The sequence below is a fragment of the Rhizobium sp. RAF36 genome, assembly GCF_052114105.1.
Lineage (GTDB): Bacteria > Pseudomonadota > Alphaproteobacteria > Rhizobiales > Rhizobiaceae > Rhizobium.
On record NZ_JBFREC010000003.1, the window covers coordinates 125,772 to 142,507 of the forward strand.

Genomic DNA, 16,736 nt, shown 5'->3' on the forward strand with positions numbered 1-16,736 from the left:
CGATCGACTTTATGGGGTGATGTGACTAGTTGTTGTGTGGCTGCGCGGCTGGCTTGGTCTCGGAGTTAAGATCCGTCGAGCCAATCATGCGATTCCTGTGCTTGTTAAGAGGTTGCAAGCATCAGTGCCGCCTGGACACCACCCTCAAGAATACTTGACGCCGTTGCAGGGCTTGAGACCGCCCGGGCAATTTGGAGGGTGCCCACCATTAATCCAAATATCGCTATCGCCCTGTCCTTGGACGAGGATGAAGGCGAAGGTGGGAGCATCGACGCCAAAGCATTCGTAAACTTTCCTAATTCAACCTCATAGGCATCACGGGTCGCCTCTGGCTGTCTTCCGATTTCGGGCAAAAGTGCAGCAGATGGACAGCCGGTTTCGCGTCCCAGCATATGGTCAACGTTGAGATAGTTGCGGATGACGCTCTCAAAATCGTGGTCCTCGTTCCGATCCTGCTCCAGATTTTCCCTCTGATGCGCTAGGGCGGTCACCATGGCCTCTTTCACGAGTGCTTCTTTCGAATCGAAGTGAGCGTAGAATGCACCGTTTGTTAGACCAGCCTCCGTCATGATCCCCGCGAGCCCTGATGCGGCAGCTCCATCGGCGCGGAAACGTTTGGACGCGACGTCGACAATCCGACGCCGCGTATTTTCTTTATGACCTTTTTCAAACCGCATCTGTTTTCTCCTGCGGTGCCTGACTGATGCGATTTACGTCAATAAGCATACTATTCTCGTACCTTAGGATGCGGCATTCTCAAGAGCGGCGAGCAAGTCCTGATCGAGCTTTCGGGCAACTTCGTCAACCCGCGGATTGGCGAACTGGCCGAAAGTGGTAAGCGGCCGATCATATTCAAATGCGACACCATCCGAGTCTTCGCGCAGCAGTACCCGAATAGGTGCGTAGAGACCCGCCGACAAGGCATGTCGGGTCATCTTCGATGCGGTCAATGGATTTCCGATGTCGTACTGAATTGACTGACGTTGTAGACCGGCCACCTGAAGGACCGCTCCGTGATCCCTGAATCCAAAAATAGAGAGTGCAGGTAGAGCCTCCAATTCTTGAAGTGCGCGAGCCGACTCCCGGTAACGCAAGAGCGTGAAAATCCCGTCATCTATCCGAGGGATAGCGCCCTCCAGCTTTGATTTGACAGCACTGAAATCTTTGCTGGAGTGGATCGTGACATGTTCGACATTGATCTTTTTGATGTCTGTGACCTTGGTCATTTTACATACCTTCTTGTGGTCGGTTGAGGCGAGCTGCCTCAACCGAGGTTACGTTTCAAAGAGACGAGATACTGAGCGCTTCCACCCGACGCGCGAGTGTCAGCAGGCGACGATCGCTACCACTGGGAGCATCAATCTCAAGGCCGATCGGAAGCTTGTCGCTCAATTTGCCCATCGGTATGCTGATGCCGGGGAGGCCTGCTGCGCTCGCCGGTATGGTGTTGTTCGCCAGCGCCGCGAAGGTCACTTGCTTGCCCGCGATGAGGAACTCGTTTTCCTTGCCAATCTCCGGCGCCGTGCAGGGAGTTGTTGGCAAGATAAGTGCCTCAGCGCCACTTTTCGCAAACCCGTCAGCGAACAGGCGCTGGATCTGGGGCCGATCAACCTTCAGCGCCTTCTCATATGCCTCCGGTGTCAGCCACTTGGATCCCGTCGGCAGCACCAGATGCTGCCAAACTTCTTTTAGCCCTGGCTTCAGATCTGTGTAGATCTCGTCGAACGAGGTCGATATTCCGTTGTCCCGCAAAAAGCCGACGATTGCTTCTCTTGTTTCACGGAAGAATAAATCCCAGGTCGTCGTGTTGGCGAGGGCTGAAAACTCATCACCAAGATCGATTTCAACAACCTCAGCACCGCCGTCACGCAGTCTGCGGATAACCTCGTTGAATCGCGCCTCGACTTCGATGTCGACAACATCAAGATATTGCTTTGGAGCATATGCAAATCTCACGCCCTTGAGATCGGCGGGCTCGGATGTTGTCGATGGAGAAGTTTTGGTCACGACCTGATCAATCAATTCGCAATCTTCGACTGAGCGAGCGAAGACACCGGTCGTGTCGAGAACATGCGAAATTGGAGCGACACCGTCTCGTGGCCAACGTCCCGTCGTCGGCTTGAATCCCACCACGCCACAAAGTGACGCCGGAACGCGGATCGAACCGATGGTGTCTCCTCCGAAAGCCGCAGGGACAATCCTCGCGGCTACAGCTGCGGCGGAGCCGCTAGACGAACCACCACTGACCCGGTTATGCGCGTGAGGATTTTTTACCTGCCCGTAGGGGCCATTGTCTCCGGTCAAACCAAATGACATTTCGACGAGGTTATTCTTGCCGAAAACAATCGCGCCGGCGTCTTTGACGGCACTGACCACGCCCGCATCGTGTGCGGGTACAAAGCCAGTCAGATTGCTGACGCCGAGCGTCGTACGCAATCCGCTCGTCAGATAACTGTCCTTCACCCCAAGAGGAACACCAAGCAAAGGGTCGGAAGCGCCGGCGGATCGCGCTTTATCCGCTGCGCGCGCCGAGGCGATGACCGCCTTCTCGTCCACCGTGATGAACGCTTTGAGTTCCGATTGGTCCCGAGCCTGCTGCAAGAGCGCCTCGGCATAGGTCTCCGCCGAGAAGGCGCCATCACTCAATGCGCGAGCAGCCTGTGCGACGCCGATTTCCGCGAAACCGCGCCCTTCGCTGGATCGGTCTGACTTTATTTCTTTTTGCATGAGAAATCCTCTGTTCGGTATCTATTCTCGTGGATCACCGGGTGTGCGTCTCAATAAGTGATATTACGATCATAATATAGAAGTACGAACGTAATGCAATAGGGCGTGGAATTTTTCTCGAGGCCTTCCTCCGGTGAGCGTCGAGAACTTTTGGGGCTTCGATCTAGCGATCCCGTCGATCTGTCGCCTAGTGTCAGCGAGCGCAGTGTTTTGGACGTTTCACGCTACTTCCCGTGGCGGCTGAGGTACGGTGAACAGATGACAATTTGCATCGTGTGAGGTTGCGACCCCTCGCAAGAGCCTAGCCTTGCGTAGCCAAGACGGCGTTGGATGTGTGTCGCACGAATGGACTTAGTGGCATCGGTGCGCGGTGTACGACCGAACCATTGCACATCGTCTGCTGCAGTCGGAGCACTTGGTATCCCGACGCATACGAGGCAGGCTGCACTGGAAATCTTGCGGCGTAGAAGCCTGCGCTACTTCAGGAGGGCATCGAAGATGATCGCCCTGAAGTCTAGCAAGGGTTCATTGCTCTTTTCTGCCCGCATGCGCAGCAAAGCGCCCTCCCAACTATTCAATACGAAGCGGGCCAAAAGCGCTGCGGGCAAATCTCGACCGACCGTTCCTTCATCCTGTGCCTGCGCGATGCAAGCCTCAAAAAATCTGGTCCACGATCCGAAATGCTTTGAAAGGTGCTGGCGCATAAGGACGCTGTGATCGGCTACTTCGGCGCTGATATTTCCAAGAAGGCACCCCCTCACAAAGCCTGCTGTCTCGAAAGCCTTGATCCTTTCGTCAAAGTAAGCCTGCAAGCGGGCAAGGGGGGGGATCCCAGAATCGCAAAGTACGCTGCGGAGCTTTTCTTCATTACGATCAAAATACGCATCGAGAACTTCGGCGCCAAAAACCTCCTTGCTCGGGAAGTGATTGTAGAACGATCCCTTTGGGACGCCGACACTCTCGGCGATGCCCTGAACTCCAGTCGCGGCATATCCCTCGGTGTGAATCATCCGCAAGCCCGCCTTCACGAGATTGTCGCGTGTGCCAGGTTTCGGCTTCGGCCCCCGTCGGCCACTTGACGAAGATTTCATCTGATCCATCCTTGACTAATTAATTCCGACCGGTCACCTTGTAATTATCTTAGTTTGCCGAGACGGTGTCAAGCAAACGACTTTGCCCACAGGGAGAATAGTTGTGGTTTCGAGACTGGATATCATCATTCCCGCAGAGGGCGGCATAGAGCTCGGTGCCTGGCTCTTCCTGCCCGAACCGTCAGGCCCTGGTCCCGCCATCACCATGGCGCACGGCTATGCCGGGATCAGGGAGCATGGCCTCGAACGTTTTGCCAGGGCGTTCGCTGAAGCGGGTTTTGTTGTACTCGTTCACGACCATCGCAATTTCGGGACAAGCGGCGGCGCGCAGCGCGGCGACATCGACCCGTGGCAGCAGGTTGCGGATTGGCGCCGGGCGATCTCCTATCTTGAAACCCGTCCCGAGGTGGATGCGAAACGGATCGGTCTCTGGGGAACCAGCTATGCCGGCGGTCATGCGATCGTGCTCGGCGCAACGGATCGTCGGTTACGGTGCATCGTCGCCCAGGTGCCAACCATCAGCGGATACGAACAGGGACTGCGGCGCGTCTCGCCCGATGCCTTGCCGGCGCTGGAAGGCACGTTCGACATCGATGAACGGGCGCAATTGCGCGGTGAGCCGCCGCGCCGCCAGGCTGTCGTCAGCGCTGACCCCTCCGTTCCTGCCGCCTATCGTTCGCAGGAAGCAGTCGATTTCTATCTGCAGCCGGTCCCGGCGGGCCATTGGGATAATGAGGTTACGCTTCGCTCGACAAGAGCTGCCAGGATGTACGAACCAGGCAACTGGATTTCCCGAGTCTCGCCGACGCCGCTGTTGCTTGTAGTCGCCCGCGAAGACAAGATCACTGTCACCGACGTTGCACTTGCGGCTTACGAACGCGCGCTTGAACCCAAGCGACTTGTTTTGATTCCGGGCGGTCATTTCACCCCCTATCTCAACCAGTTTCCGATGGCCGAGGCTGCCGCCACCGGGTGGTTCCGCGAGCATCTCACAGTGGCCAAGGCATAGCTGTATCAACTCCCTTTCCACCTGTCGGCAGCACGCCTTCTCACATCATGGAGACAATCATGACTGCAAACACAGCCTCCAATAATGGCCTTTCCTGGAAAACACTCAACATCAAGCGGCCAGGACTCAGCCGCGACGTACCATCCGGCCACGAGGATCTGATGTGGGTGGCGAATTCATCGACATTGATCTACGGCGAGCGCGACGCGGTTCTGGTCGACACCTTTCTCACCACCGAACAGACACAGACGTTGTCGGATTGGGTTGCCGGCAGTGGCAGGAACCTGACGGCTATCTACATCACCCACGGGCATGGCGATCACTTCTTCGGACTGGCACCACTTCTCGAACGCTTTCCGAACGCCAGGGCCGTTGCAACGCCAGCCGTGGTCGAGGCCATGCACGAGCATCTGTCGCCGGCCTCGGTTGAAAACTTTTGGCGAAGGCTTTTTCCAGGCCAGATCCCCGAGCGGCTGCTTGCGGCAGAACCGTTGGAAAACAATGAACTGGAGCTGGAAGGTCACAAACTTGTGGCAGTGAACGCGGGGCGCACCGATACGGCGGTGTCGACAAGCCTGCATGTGCCGTCGGCGGGGCTGATCGTCGGCGGCGACGTCGTCTATAACGGCATTCACCTCTATCTCGGCGAAACCACGAGCGAGAGCCGGCTCGAATGGATTTCCACGCTGGACAAGCTCGAAGCCCTTGCCCCTCGGGCGGTGATTGCAGGGCACAAGGTCCCGGAAAATGCTGACGACCCGCGCATCATCGGGGAAACCCGGCAATACATCCGCGACTTCAATCACCTGAACGAAACGACCACGACGGCGCGCGAACTCTACGACGCCATGCTGCAACTCTATCCCAATCGGGTCAATGTCGGCTCGCTCTGGGGAGCCGCGAACGTCGCGAAGAAGCACGCTTAAAGTCGAAGACGGGCTGGTCGTCATGGCCGGCCCCTACCTGCGATCCAAAACAGGTCCCGCTACCTCATTTCGAAAAGAGAATGGACAATGCAAAAAATGCTCTTTGCCGCTACTGTCGCCTTGGCGACTGCTTTCGCGGGCTTCGCGACCGTAGCCTCGGCAGCCGACAAGGACTCGCCGGACGCCCGCACCATTGGCACGATCGAATCGCGCTTCGGCAAACTCATGGAGCTGGCGAACAAACACGACATCAAAGGTTTGCACGCGATGTTCTGGCAATCGCCGTCCGCTCTTCTGGTGGCGAAGAGCGCCGTTCCATCCGAAGGCAATTGGGCGGGCGTCTGGGGCAACGACGCGATCGACCAGAAGCTGCATGACATAGCGGCCTCCGGCCCCGTCGTGCTAACGCCCGATCTCACCAAGCTTAAGGTCGTCGGGCTGACCCGCGATATAGCGGAATCCTACGCACCTATGGAAATCAGCGTGTCCTATGCAGGACAGGATGGAACCCCCAGGCCGTTCCTGATGATCATCACTTGGAGGAAGATCGCGAAGGACTGGAAAGTAGCCTCGGAAATCATACTGCCGGTGCCGCCGACACCGGTCGCCGAAAATCTTAGCCGGCCATAGCTCGCACCGTGGCAAGCTTCGATCTCTATCAGGCTGATCCAGTCGGGCGGGTGAAAGAGAAAATTCCTTCCGGCTGCCGCCATACTAGAGCGGTGGCCGACAGACTCTTGCCCGTCCCCAGTCAGCTGAGGGCGGACCGCGAGGCTGCCTAGGCGAGGCAAGTTCGTTTCAAGCCGGCTTCCACGGATCCGACGTATCATTACCGGGAGCTTCAAATGCCTTTGAAGCTCCCGCTGGGTAACTTGGCGTGGGTATGAGGCAGGTGAATGTCGGTGGCGGTGCTTGCCCCGGCTGCTAATTTACCTCTAAGCTCTTACGGTGATCGGCAAGGATCTTCGCAGCGCTCCACGCCGCCGGGAACCCTGCATAGGGGGCCGCTTGAATAATAGCCTCCTCGATTTCAGTCAGGGTGAGGCCATTGTTCAGCCCGATTTTGAGGTGGTTTTCGAGCTCCCCCACCTGCCGTAGCGCAATGAGGATACCGATTGTTACAAGGCTGCGTTGTTTTTGGTCGAGCCCGTCGCGACCCCAGACCTGACCATAGACAAAATCAATCGTGAAGTCTGCAATCACGGCGTCCGATGCGGTTCCCCGGGACAGTTCAACGAGGCGTCGCGCATTCTCTTCACCGCGCATCGCCGTATAAATATCAATTCCAAGTGTGCTCTCCGAGTTCATGACGCTGCCGCTCCCATAAGCGCTTTGGGTTCAAGAAATGCCTGGAGACCAAAAATGCCATACTCGCGACCGATCCCCGACTGTTTAAAGCCACCGAACGGCACATCCGGATGGTGCGGAGCTCCATTGACAGAAATGCGGCCGGCCTCCAGCTGCTCCCCTACGTTGATTCCATGCTGCTGGCTTCCGGAGAACACGTAGGCGTGCAGGCCATAGGGTGTGTCGTTGGCAATGCGAATTGCTTCGGCCTCATCCTTGTAGGTCAAGACGCAGAGAACAGGACCAAAAATTTCTTCGCGAGCAATCACCATGTCGTTCGTTACGTTTGCAAAGACCGTTGGTTTGACCGTGAATCCGCTCGCTCCTTCGGGATGACCCTCACCGCCGACCACAAGCGTGGCACCTTCTTCGATCCCCTTCTTTATATACCGCTGAACCCGCTCATACTGTGTCTGGCTAACCATGGGCCCAATCACCGTTGCAGGATCCTTTGGATCCCCCGCCTTCATCTTTTCCACCGCGGGCTTGATAAGACTAAGAGCTTCATCCAGTCGAGATTCAGGAACAAGAATGCGTGTGCCATTGATGCAGGCTTGTCCGCTGTTATTGAGGCCAACCTGCAAGGCGAGGGGGATTGCTTCCGCGAAATCGACATCGTCGAGAATGATGCTGGGTGATTTGCCGCCAAGTTCGAGTGTGACGCGCTTGAGGGTGGCTGCGGCTTCCTTCAGAATCGACTTCCCGACTGCTGTCGAGCCGGTGAAGGAGATCTTCGCTACGTCCGGATTGCTGGTGATTTCGGCGCCCACGACGTCGCCTCGACCGTTGACGATGTTGAACACGCCAGCCGGCGCCTCGGCTTCGTGCAGCGCCTTTAAAACAACAACCGTCTGCGAGGCGCTCATCTCGCTCGGTTTCAAGACCGCAGTGCAGCCGGCGGCAAGAGCATAGGCGAGTTTGCTGCAGATGAAGCCAGCGTTGCTGTTCCAAGGCGTGATGAGGCCGACCACCCCGAGAGGCTGCATTATGACCCGAGCATTACCGATCTGCTGCTCCAACGGGTATTGCTCCAACGCCCGTGCTGCGTCGAGGAAGCTGGTCGCGGCGTAAGTCGCCATCCATTCTGCTCGTGCGGCGGGGGCTCCGTATTCCAGAATTATGGCGGCAAGGAGCTCGTCCCGCCTAGCCGCCATCGCGTCATGCATTCTCTTCAACAAGGCGATACGCGTGTCCTTCGCGGTTCGCGCCCAAGTGGGAAAAGCCTTTTTGGCCGCAGCTATCGCATTGCGGGCATCCACCTCGTCGCCAAGCCTCACGTGCCCAATGACCTCACCGGAGGCTGGATTGTGCAGGGCAAAGAGCTCGGTACCGTGTGGGGTAATAAAACGGCCGTCGACATAGATGTGGGAAGTATCGCTCATTTCTTTCTCCTTCCGCGGGAGCGGTGAAGATAAGCGAGATGTTTATCCGCAATAATTGCTGTAATGTTGATTGGAGTGATGCAGGATTCTTATGAATGCGAAACCTAAGCCTTGACGAACTGCAAAGCATTGCTGCGCTGGCACGACGTCGCAGCTTCCGAGCGGCTGCGCACGATGTTGGCGTCTCGCCGACGGTGTTGAGCCAGCGCATCGCAGCTAGCGAGGAAAAGCTAGGCGTCCGGCTGTTCAATCGTACAACCCGAAGCGTTTCCCCAACCGAAGCGGGCTCGCAGTTCTTTTCGGAAATAGAACCTGCACTTAGCGCGATTGAACATGCAGTCGATACCGTCAACGAGCACCGAGTGAGGCCAGTGGGAAGGCTTAAGATAAACAGTTCTGTCGGTGCGGCTCGACGCGTTTTAAACAGTGTGATCCTGGAATTCAGCCGCCGCTACGAGAGTATTGAAATCGATCTTGTCACTGAAGATCGGCTGATCGACATCGTAGCGGACGGGTTCGATGCCGGTATTCGACCGAGTGACGCCGTGCCGAAAGACATGATTGCCCTCTCGCTGGAGCCGAATCAGAAGTTTTCGATTGTGGGTTCTCCGGAATATTTGAAGGGCAGACCTACACCGGTCCTTCCGCAGGACCTTATGCAGCATCAATGCCTCCGCTCGAGATTGCCAAGCGGCGGGATCGAAAAATGGGAGTTCTTGGTTCACGGGCAAATGCTGCGTCTGGAAGTACCAGGGTCGATTACGCTGGACGATGCGGGATTGATGCTTGAAGCAGCACTTTCAGGCGCGGGTCTCGCATATCTTGCCAATTGGTGGACGGAACCGAAATGTCGCGAAGGCCGGCTGGTTGCGATGTTGGGAGAGTTTATCCCACCGGTTTCTGGATTATCGCTCTACTATCCCAGCAGAAAAAACCAGAGCGCCGCGTTGCAAGCACTTATTAATTTCATCTCGCAGGGAATACGGGGAAGGGGTTGAAGCCCTCCCCAGCTTATGAAAACCATCTCGCGCCGATACCGTGTGCTCAGCATTGACGGAATAGCGGCAGCGCTATCTTATCCAGTCTCCGATGCTTCTCATCGCGCCGGCGCTAAACTCCCCCGCCTTATCTTGATGCGTTCAGGTATAGCTCTTGATACCGCTTCCCACTCTTGGGTTCGTTAGTCGATCAATTGGCTGGCCGAGTCCAATGCTGCGCTCAGGGCCGCCTTTGCACTGACCGGATTAGATTGCGCCTGCGCGATCGAGACAGCGCCTACCATCAAGGCGACAATGTTCCATGCGCGGCGCTTGCGCCCCATCTCGTCCCCGCTGAGGACTTCTGCAATTTTGTCGACAAGAATGTTCATTCGCTCTGAATAGGTCTCGCGAATAACCGGGCGGGCGCGTGCAACGTCCGCGCTTAGGGTCGGCATTACGCAGCCGGATTCCGGATGATCCCGGTGCGAGACGCTAATGTATACCTCAAGCCATTCTCTCAATTTTTGCCGGCGTTCTTGAACCGTGCCGGTGGCGCTGATGAATGGCTCGCCGAGGCAGGTACCAACAACGTCCTTCAGTAGCGCCTCTTTGTTCGAGAAGTTTGAATAAAACGCGCCGGACGTCACACCTGCGGCGGCAGCCAGCCCATCGACGCCGACGCCGTCGAAACCGTTCTTTCGGAGCGCTCTCGCCCCAGCCTCCAGCAATGCCGCTCGCGCTTTCGCCTTTTGATCCGGCGGATACCTCACTTGTCACTCCAATCCACATCTTGACAGCACCAGCTCCCGGTAGCATAACGCTCGTTATATCACGATCGTTATTTAATGCCAACATCCTGTTGGTGACCGGCGTGAAGTGTGAGGCGCAAGGTAATGGCAACCTTCAAGACTGCAAAAACAAAGGAAATCGATGTCAACGGCACCAAGTTCGTGTACCGCGAGCTTGGCCAACCGCGGGGAGTGCCCGTTCTCTTCCTCCACCATCTAACGGCCGTCCTTGACGACTGGGACCCCCTGGTCGTCGACGGCGTGGCTGCGAACCATCCGGTTATCCTCTTCGACAATCGCGGCGTTGGCGGAACGGGAGGCACCACCCCCTCGACGGTGGAGGAAATGGCGGAGGATGCCGTGGCGTTCGTTCGCGCACTGCGCCTGGAGAAGGTCGACCTATTTGGCTTTTCGCTTGGCGGGTTCGTTTCGCAGGTCATTGCTCAGCGCTACCCCGATCTCGTGCGCAAGATCATCCTGACGGGAACCGGTCCGGCTGGCGGCGAGGGAATTTCAGGGGTCGGTGCGGTACTTCAGAATGCCTTCGGGAAGGCCGGCGCTGCCGGGAAGCATCCGAAGCACTTTCTTTTCTTCACGCAAACCGCACAGGGGCAGTCAGCGGCCGACGAATTCCTGGCGCGATTGAACGAGCGCGCGGAGAACCGCGACGTAGCCGTTCGTCAGGAGACGATCGGTGCGCAGATCGCCGCCATCGACGCGTGGGGCAAAGGCGACGCATCGGAACTTAATTCGGTCCAACATCCTGTCCTTATTGCAAATGGCGATGACGACATCATGGTGCCGACTATCAACTCTTTCGAGCTGGCGAAGCGTCTTCCCAATGCTCAGTTGAGCATCCTTCCTGACGCCGGGCACGGCGGCATTTTCCAGTACCACCAAGTATTCGTGAAACAGGCCATGGATTTCCTCAGCTGACCCCGCGGCGGCCGCGAAGTGATCGCTTTGCGGCCGCGCATATCAAGACGTCAATCATCACGAAAACGCAGGTGTAGAATGATTAAGAGATTTCTCCTAGCCGCAATGCTGGCATCCACAGTGATCGCCGGAAGTGTTGCCTTCGCGAATCCGGTGTTAGCTGCTGACTACAGCAAGACGCTCAACAAGTACGTCGAGATCGGTGGCACTCGCTATGCGTACCGAACGATCGGCGAGCGCGGCGGCAAGCCATCGCTGGTACTTTTTCAACACTTCACTGGAACCATGGACGATTGGGACCAACGAACAATCGAAGGACTGTCGAAGGACCGCCAGGTCATCGTGTTCGACAACGCCGGGATCGGCGCTTCTGGCGGAAAGTCACCCGATAGCGTTTCTGGCATGGCCAAGATCAGCGAACAACTGATCGATGCCCTGAAGCTGCAGCAGGTCGATGTGCTTGGCTATTCTCTCGGCGGCTGCATCGTGCAGCAAATCCTAGTGGATCGACCGGAACTGATCAGGAAGACGATCATCGTCGGCTCGGGACCTCAGGGTTCACCGGGCTTGCGGGTCATACCCGATGTGATCGCCGCAGCCGTAAAAAAGAGCGGCGAAACCGGACGGTCGCTGCGCGCCATTCTGTTTTATACCGACACCGAACGTGGCAAGGCGGAAAGCGCGGAATACCTCAAGAACATCAACAATCATTCGGTTGATGCGGAGCCCCCGGCCTCGGAGGAAACGACCGGAGCCCAAGCAAAAGCTCTCGTGACCTGGGGCAGCATGCCGGACAATTACGCAGAGCTTGGGCGGATTACTCAGCCCGTGCTGATTGTCAATGGGAGCAACGACATCATCGCTCCCCCACCGGAATCCGTTGTGCTTTTTCAACATATTCCGAACGCTCAGCTCAGCCTCTACCCGGACTCCGGCCATGGATCGCTATTCCAGCACCATGCTCTGTTCGTCTCGCAGGTGAACACGTTCCTCGACAGAGCGGAATAAGCTCCATGAGATCGCTGTAAAGAAGGCATGCACACGAAGCGAAGTCGGCCCTAGTGTCACTCATCCGGCCGGCCTCGTTTCCGTTGAAGTTCCATAAAATAACGTTATGCCACAATCGATGAGTTCCATAATAGCGTGGTGGTTGATACCATGCGACGCGGCTTTCGATCCCGAATGGGCTACAGGCCTGCTACCCAGCGTGAACAATCGCGAATAGGAAAATCCAGCTGAGGACCGATCGTTCCGTCTCTAGAACATCAACACCACTAGGACGAATAGCCTGCCGCGCACCTAACTTTAGCTATGCTTCACCGCATCCAATTTCTCCCGGCAGATCATAGCCACCAGATCCTGCAGAACCCTCACTCGCTCCACGAGCCATTCGAGTTCTTCGACGGTGATCTCGTAGCTGGCAGAATACCGGGCTTCGACATAGGCACGCGACAGCAGCTCGAAGTGGCGCCGGGCAAAGCGGTTGTCGCGCGGCCATGCCTCGACAAGCCGCTTATCGAGATCTTCGGCTTTCGACCGAAGATTTTTGATCCGATGCGATTTTGGACTGTAGAGCGTGAGGGTCAGAAGCAGGCAGTGATAAGCGCGCTCAGTTGCCTGGTGCAGCATGAATGCGCCGTCACGCCAGATACCATTCTCAATGCTGTAAGATGCGACTTGCAGCGCCTCCTTCGACAGCTTGAACCATTGATCGAAAAGCCGCTGGGCCTCTTCGTGTTTTTCTTCCTTCGACAGGGGCCTCGTCTGCGCCAGCGGATGGCCGGGCTGCTCATAGAGCACGCGTCCATCGCGAGCGATGTCGACGAAGAACGGCCGTCCGCGAGCAAGTTGGTCGTTGACGTCATGCAGCGAATGAACAACGGGCAGAACGGGCGTCTTGATCCTATGGGCGATCTGCTCCTGGATCAGACGCTCATCGAGAGCAAGCCACAATTCCTCCTCGTCGACGAAGCTCTGCTTGTTGACGACAATCAGAAGATCGTAATCGGAGCGGTATCCGCTTAGCCTGTCCTCCATCCAGTCGCCGCGGGCATAGGATCCATAAAGGATGACTTTCAGGATCTTGGCGTCCAACTTCTTCATCGACAGCTTGGTCGCGCGAAACTGCTCGACCTCGAAGAAGATGATTTCAAGCACGCGGGCGAGTTCGCGGCGCTTGTTCGCCGGCAGATGATCGAGGGGATCGGTCAAGGTCAAAGCTGCATCGAAGCCTTCACTGGGAATCGCGTCATCCATGGTAGGCGCTCCGCTGGCATTTCGCATCATTATCTTTTACGCACATGATTCATAAAGACAACCCTAGATTATCCCGGGGGCATTTGATTTGTATGAGCAGTCCGAGGGGTCATTCCAGCGACGGGTCGGCTTTCAGGGAAAGCATCAGTTTCAGCGTTTGGGGAAGTCTGTGATTGCAGTGAAAATGAATGACGAATTTCGCTTAGCCGGAGCTTCCATCTTCCGAAAGGAAGCAGACGGGAAGAAACCGGGCCTATAGGTGGCGTAGCGGTTGAAAATCATGGGCCGGCCATCGCGGGAATGGTCATTTCCGTTAGCTTCCCGCGATCGTGGACGCTTTTCTCAGCCGTTGGCATTGGCCTTGTCTTGGATTTTCGCGCATCGCGCGAGCAGTTCGTCGAACGTCTCAGCCTCATCGAGAAGAAGGCCGTCTTCCAGCATCCGGGCATAGTCTTGTTCGAGAGCCGCCCTCCCTTCGCCGGCGGGTGTCAACTGCAGCCCTCCGCCCACGCCAGCTTCATAGTCAATCGACGTTCTGTCGGCCGCTTTCTCGGCGAAAAACATCGATTTGTGCTGCGCCACCGACTTGGCCAGGTCGCGATCCGCGATTGCGCTGTCGGCGATGCCGATATCGTCAAGACGAACGATATCGTGCCAGTGGCGTGAAAAGCGCTCTCCGCGGAGCCGCTCCTTCAGGCAGAAGACGTGGATTGCCGTCGCTTTTTCCCAAAACGTGCGTTCGGCATGCATGACCCGCGGACTGGCGGTTGGAAACTCAATGCCATCCACAAAGCCTGCAGCGTCACACGAGATGTTGCGAGCGCTTGGGGTTCTCCCGTCGATCGTGCCCCGAACTCCAGCATGACGCTTGGAGCGACATAGCCGGATCCTCCGGCAACCGCTTCGTAGTCGATGAAGAGCTTGTCGGCTTCGACACGGACGGTGGCTGGAAGCGACTGGCCGCTGATCGCATCGACAACGAGCGGGCTGACGTTCTCGGATACCCAGATCGGTAAACGCTTGCGGACTTCGCTCGACCAGCGCTTTTCCTCGCTTCTGGTTTCCGGCAATGCCTGCTCGTTCTCGCCAACGAGATCATGGGCGAGTTCGCGGATATCGTAGGTCAGGTCGACATCTTCCGAAAACCTGCGGATGGCGTTGTAGGCTTTATAGAGTGACGTGCCGCCTTTGAAGACGAGGTGGTCACCGAGCGCCGTTCCATAAAGGGTCTGCAAAGCCCAGACGACCCACGTGTCCTTTTCCAGGAGATGGATCGGCCGCCCGGCTTTCTCTGCGGCGATCGCAAGAACGTCTCTTCGATCGTCCAGGGACAGCTTCAAAAACTGCTCAGTCATAGGCGGCTTTTCCTACACTGCGGGCAAGCCAGCTGGGAAACTGGGGGGCGGCGGCAACGAGTTCGCCGAATGCCTCGACGGAAAGCTTCCGCTTGATACTCGGAAGTGCCTCTTCTGCCTTTTCCGGACCAAGCCATGCCAGCGCGCGGACAGCCAAGCCGGCAGGTTTGTTCGCCAAGGCGAGCTGCCAGCGCGGCACGTGCTTCAACTCGACCGTCTGGCTACCGACAATCATGGTTCGGCTGCGGCCGGATGTGAAGTAGACGGATCGGATCGGTACCTGAGTGGACAGCCCCAGCGAGTTTGCAGCCGCAGCGCCATTCGAGACGATGACCTCGCCACGCTGGTTCGCGATTGCATCGACAGCTTGCTCGACCGTCGGTGGCCGGCTTCCGAAGCGACTCTTGATCGCCTTGAGATAGACCCCCCGACCGGCCCGGACGAGCTCGCCGCGCTCATACAGCCGCGACAATGCCTGGTCTACCGCGGCACGGTTTCCCAAATGCAGGAAGGCCTTCGCGGACAGCGCCGTTCCCTCGGGTAGCTGTTCGGCATAGGCCATGATCTGTGTTGTCAGTCTTTGCACGGCAACTCTCCTGTCAGAAATATATGCAGTTTTCTGACACTTTGCAATGTGGTGACTTCCGTCTTCTAAGGGCCGCCTGATGTTCCTGACGCTCGAAGACGAGACCGAGATCGTCAATGCCGTCGTCCGGCCGTCACTGTTCGAGCGCCAGCGCCGAGTGTTGATGACGGCGTCGATGATGAGCATCCACGGCGATCCAGCGCAAAGGGGAGGTGGTACCATCTCGTGGCCCAGCGACTGTTCGACTTTTTGGCCGATCTTGCCAGCCCGGGTGAAAGGGACAGCGTGTTTCCGGTGCCTCATGAGCGCGGCGATCAGGTCGAAGGACCGGTCCATTGCCTTTGACATAAAAACGATCGGCCCTAAGCCACGATATGTTCGTCACCGATCCCACCGATTGATGTGACGCCAAGCAACGCCATATTCCGATGAAGTTCAGTCTTCAAGATCCCAGCCGCCTTCGCAACGCCCACGCAGCCCAACACCCGGTGCGCCATACACCTACGTGACGACGCCGAATTTCCTTTCCGCCTTCGGCATGGAAACGCTCCCCGACCTGCCAAACATCGAAGCGCTTGAGGACGCAGGCCTGCTCAGCCGACATGCGGTTCAAAACGAAATCGCCACCTCGAAAGGCGGCGACAGCGAGACGGACGAAGAAACGTCCTTTATTGAGTGACCCCGGTCGTCTGCAGCCGTTTTGTCATCGCAATCGGGCTAACGAGCATCGCCGTCCAGGCAAGTGCCATGGACAGGCCGAGCTTCATTGGAAACAGAAGCAATTGATCGAACAAAGGGCTGTCGGAGTAGCCAGCCGTCATGCCGCCGATTGACCGCTCGAACGGCCGGACGACCGCCTCGGCGGCATCTTGTACTTCCGTGCTGACCGGTTCACTACCGGGAATGCCTGTCGGGATCGGTTCACCAAGCTTCAGGTCTGACATAGTCGCGTCCTTTCGCGGTTGACGATTAATAAGTGCTGCAGCGCACAAAAGTTCCGCATGAGCTTCCATCGCCGGGAGTTTGATGTGCCACCGGTTGATACGTCATTCCAGGTCAAGCGACTGCTTAAGCTCGTCGATGCGCTTCGAGGCTTCTGCCTTCGTCAGATCTTCAGCATACGCATCGGGTTGATGCGCCTGTTCCGACAGGGTCTTCAAGTAGGAGCGCTGTGCGCCCGTCATCGGCTCATCACCGCTGACCCAGTCGTCCGGATCTTTCTGGGTGTTGGAAAAGGTATCGGTTTTCGGGTTGTCACTCATCACAATCTCCTGAATTCGTTCTTCAAACGTTCTTGGCTGTTGATGGTTCCGGTGTGGGCTGGATCGGCGCAAGAAACCACCTATTCTACCC

At 57.1% G+C, this 16,736-nt stretch carries 18 protein-coding genes and 2 pseudogenes; 7 read left to right on the plus strand and 13 right to left on the minus strand.

Going from position 1 to position 16,736, the window contains the following annotated elements; genetic code table 11:
- Nucleotides 1-104 precede the first annotated feature (104 nt).
- From AB4Z25_RS11855 to AB4Z25_RS11870, 4 genes are all read right to left on the minus strand, one after another.
- Complete coding sequence (locus AB4Z25_RS11855; protein ID WP_442208059.1) at nucleotides 105-677, minus strand: TetR/AcrR family transcriptional regulator; 573 nt, start codon at nucleotides 675-677, stop codon at nucleotides 105-107.
- A 63-nt stretch (nucleotides 678-740) separates the two neighbouring features.
- Nucleotides 741-1,226: a DUF302 domain-containing protein gene (locus tag AB4Z25_RS11860; RefSeq protein ID WP_442208060.1), complete on the minus strand. Its 486-nt coding sequence runs from the start codon at nucleotides 1,224-1,226 to the stop codon at nucleotides 741-743.
- A 55-nt stretch (nucleotides 1,227-1,281) separates the two neighbouring features.
- Nucleotides 1,282-2,727 (minus strand): amidase family protein, encoded by a 1,446-nt coding sequence (locus tag AB4Z25_RS11865; RefSeq protein ID WP_442208061.1) that lies wholly within the window; start codon nucleotides 2,725-2,727, stop codon nucleotides 1,282-1,284.
- A gap of 476 nt (nucleotides 2,728-3,203) precedes the next feature.
- Nucleotides 3,204-3,818, minus strand: coding sequence for a TetR family transcriptional regulator C-terminal domain-containing protein (locus AB4Z25_RS11870; protein ID WP_442208062.1), 615 nt, complete (start codon nucleotides 3,816-3,818; stop codon nucleotides 3,204-3,206).
- 103 nt (nucleotides 3,819-3,921) lie between these two features.
- Between AB4Z25_RS11870 and AB4Z25_RS11875 the strand changes: the two genes are divergently transcribed.
- The 3 genes from AB4Z25_RS11875 to AB4Z25_RS11885 all read left to right on the plus strand — a co-directional run bounded on the left by AB4Z25_RS11875 (nucleotide 3,922) and on the right by AB4Z25_RS11885 (nucleotide 6,383).
- Nucleotides 3,922-4,827 (plus strand): alpha/beta hydrolase, encoded by a 906-nt coding sequence (locus AB4Z25_RS11875; protein ID WP_442208063.1) that lies wholly within the window; start codon nucleotides 3,922-3,924, stop codon nucleotides 4,825-4,827.
- A 59-nt stretch (nucleotides 4,828-4,886) separates the two neighbouring features.
- The gene (locus tag AB4Z25_RS11880; protein ID WP_442208064.1) at nucleotides 4,887-5,753 is read left to right on the plus strand and encodes an MBL fold metallo-hydrolase; all 867 of its coding nucleotides are present in this window, start codon (nucleotides 4,887-4,889) and stop codon (nucleotides 5,751-5,753) included.
- An 87-nt stretch (nucleotides 5,754-5,840) separates the two neighbouring features.
- Nucleotides 5,841-6,383 carry a hypothetical protein gene (locus AB4Z25_RS11885; RefSeq protein WP_442208065.1) on the plus strand — a complete coding sequence of 181 codons (543 nt, stop codon included), beginning with the start codon at nucleotides 5,841-5,843 and terminating at the stop codon, nucleotides 6,381-6,383.
- A 294-nt stretch (nucleotides 6,384-6,677) separates the two neighbouring features.
- On the opposite strand, the gene AB4Z25_RS11890 is transcribed toward AB4Z25_RS11885, so the two are convergent.
- Entirely contained in the window at nucleotides 6,678-7,061 is a 384-nt protein-coding gene (locus tag AB4Z25_RS11890; protein WP_442208066.1) for a carboxymuconolactone decarboxylase family protein, read from the minus strand.
- Nucleotides 7,058-8,482 (minus strand): aldehyde dehydrogenase family protein, encoded by a 1,425-nt coding sequence (locus tag AB4Z25_RS11895; RefSeq protein ID WP_442208067.1) that lies wholly within the window; start codon nucleotides 8,480-8,482, stop codon nucleotides 7,058-7,060. The genes AB4Z25_RS11890 and AB4Z25_RS11895 overlap by 4 nt, the downstream gene beginning before the upstream one ends.
- Before the next feature lie 95 nt (nucleotides 8,483-8,577).
- Here AB4Z25_RS11895 and AB4Z25_RS11900 point away from each other — a divergent pair, with 95 nt between their 5' ends.
- Entirely contained in the window at nucleotides 8,578-9,480 is a 903-nt protein-coding gene (locus tag AB4Z25_RS11900) for a LysR family transcriptional regulator (protein WP_442208068.1), read from the plus strand.
- A 182-nt stretch (nucleotides 9,481-9,662) separates the two neighbouring features.
- On the opposite strand, the gene AB4Z25_RS11905 is transcribed toward AB4Z25_RS11900, so the two are convergent.
- On the minus strand, nucleotides 9,663-10,232 hold the full coding sequence (locus tag AB4Z25_RS11905; protein ID WP_442208069.1) for a TetR/AcrR family transcriptional regulator: 570 nt from the start codon (nucleotides 10,230-10,232) through the stop codon (nucleotides 9,663-9,665).
- A 123-nt stretch (nucleotides 10,233-10,355) separates the two neighbouring features.
- Between AB4Z25_RS11905 and AB4Z25_RS11910 the strand changes: the two genes are divergently transcribed.
- Nucleotides 10,356-11,186, plus strand: coding sequence for an alpha/beta fold hydrolase (locus AB4Z25_RS11910; protein ID WP_442208070.1), 831 nt, complete (start codon nucleotides 10,356-10,358; stop codon nucleotides 11,184-11,186).
- A 78-nt stretch (nucleotides 11,187-11,264) separates the two neighbouring features.
- Nucleotides 11,265-12,194 (plus strand): alpha/beta fold hydrolase, encoded by a 930-nt coding sequence (locus AB4Z25_RS11915; RefSeq protein WP_442208071.1) that lies wholly within the window; start codon nucleotides 11,265-11,267, stop codon nucleotides 12,192-12,194.
- 297 nt (nucleotides 12,195-12,491) lie between these two features.
- Here AB4Z25_RS11915 and AB4Z25_RS11920 read toward each other — a convergent pair whose 3' ends face one another.
- The 4 genes and pseudogenes from AB4Z25_RS11920 to AB4Z25_RS11935 all read right to left on the minus strand — a co-directional run bounded on the left by AB4Z25_RS11920 (nucleotide 12,492) and on the right by AB4Z25_RS11935 (nucleotide 15,880).
- Entirely contained in the window at nucleotides 12,492-13,442 is a 951-nt protein-coding gene (locus AB4Z25_RS11920; protein ID WP_442208072.1) for a HEPN domain-containing protein, read from the minus strand.
- Nucleotides 13,443-13,784: 342 nt separating this feature from the next.
- Nucleotides 13,785-14,797 (minus strand): annotated as a pseudogene (locus AB4Z25_RS11925) (nucleotidyl transferase AbiEii/AbiGii toxin family protein).
- Entirely contained in the window at nucleotides 14,790-15,383 is a 594-nt protein-coding gene (locus tag AB4Z25_RS11930; protein ID WP_442208332.1) for a DUF6088 family protein, read from the minus strand. The pseudogene AB4Z25_RS11925 and the gene AB4Z25_RS11930 overlap by 8 nt, the downstream one beginning before the upstream one ends.
- 362 nt (nucleotides 15,384-15,745) lie before the next feature.
- Complete coding sequence (locus AB4Z25_RS11935; RefSeq protein ID WP_442208073.1) at nucleotides 15,746-15,880, minus strand: alpha-hydroxy-acid oxidizing protein; 135 nt, start codon at nucleotides 15,878-15,880, stop codon at nucleotides 15,746-15,748.
- Between AB4Z25_RS11935 and AB4Z25_RS11940 the strand changes: the two are divergent.
- Nucleotides 15,853-16,062 (plus strand): annotated as a pseudogene (locus AB4Z25_RS11940) (SMC-Scp complex subunit ScpB); the annotation flags it as partial. The gene AB4Z25_RS11935 and the pseudogene AB4Z25_RS11940 overlap by 28 nt on opposite strands.
- Here the strand turns inward: AB4Z25_RS11940 and AB4Z25_RS11945 are convergent.
- Both AB4Z25_RS11945 and AB4Z25_RS11950 read right to left on the minus strand, forming a co-directional pair.
- Nucleotides 16,052-16,327 carry a hypothetical protein gene (locus AB4Z25_RS11945; protein WP_442208074.1) on the minus strand — a complete coding sequence of 92 codons (276 nt, stop codon included), beginning with the start codon at nucleotides 16,325-16,327 and terminating at the stop codon, nucleotides 16,052-16,054. The pseudogene AB4Z25_RS11940 and the gene AB4Z25_RS11945 overlap by 11 nt on opposite strands.
- Nucleotides 16,328-16,429: 102 nt before the next feature.
- A complete protein-coding gene (locus AB4Z25_RS11950) occupies nucleotides 16,430-16,645 on the minus strand; it encodes a DUF3072 domain-containing protein (protein WP_442208075.1) in 216 nt (71 codons plus the stop codon).
- Nucleotides 16,646-16,736: the final 91 nt, after the last annotated feature.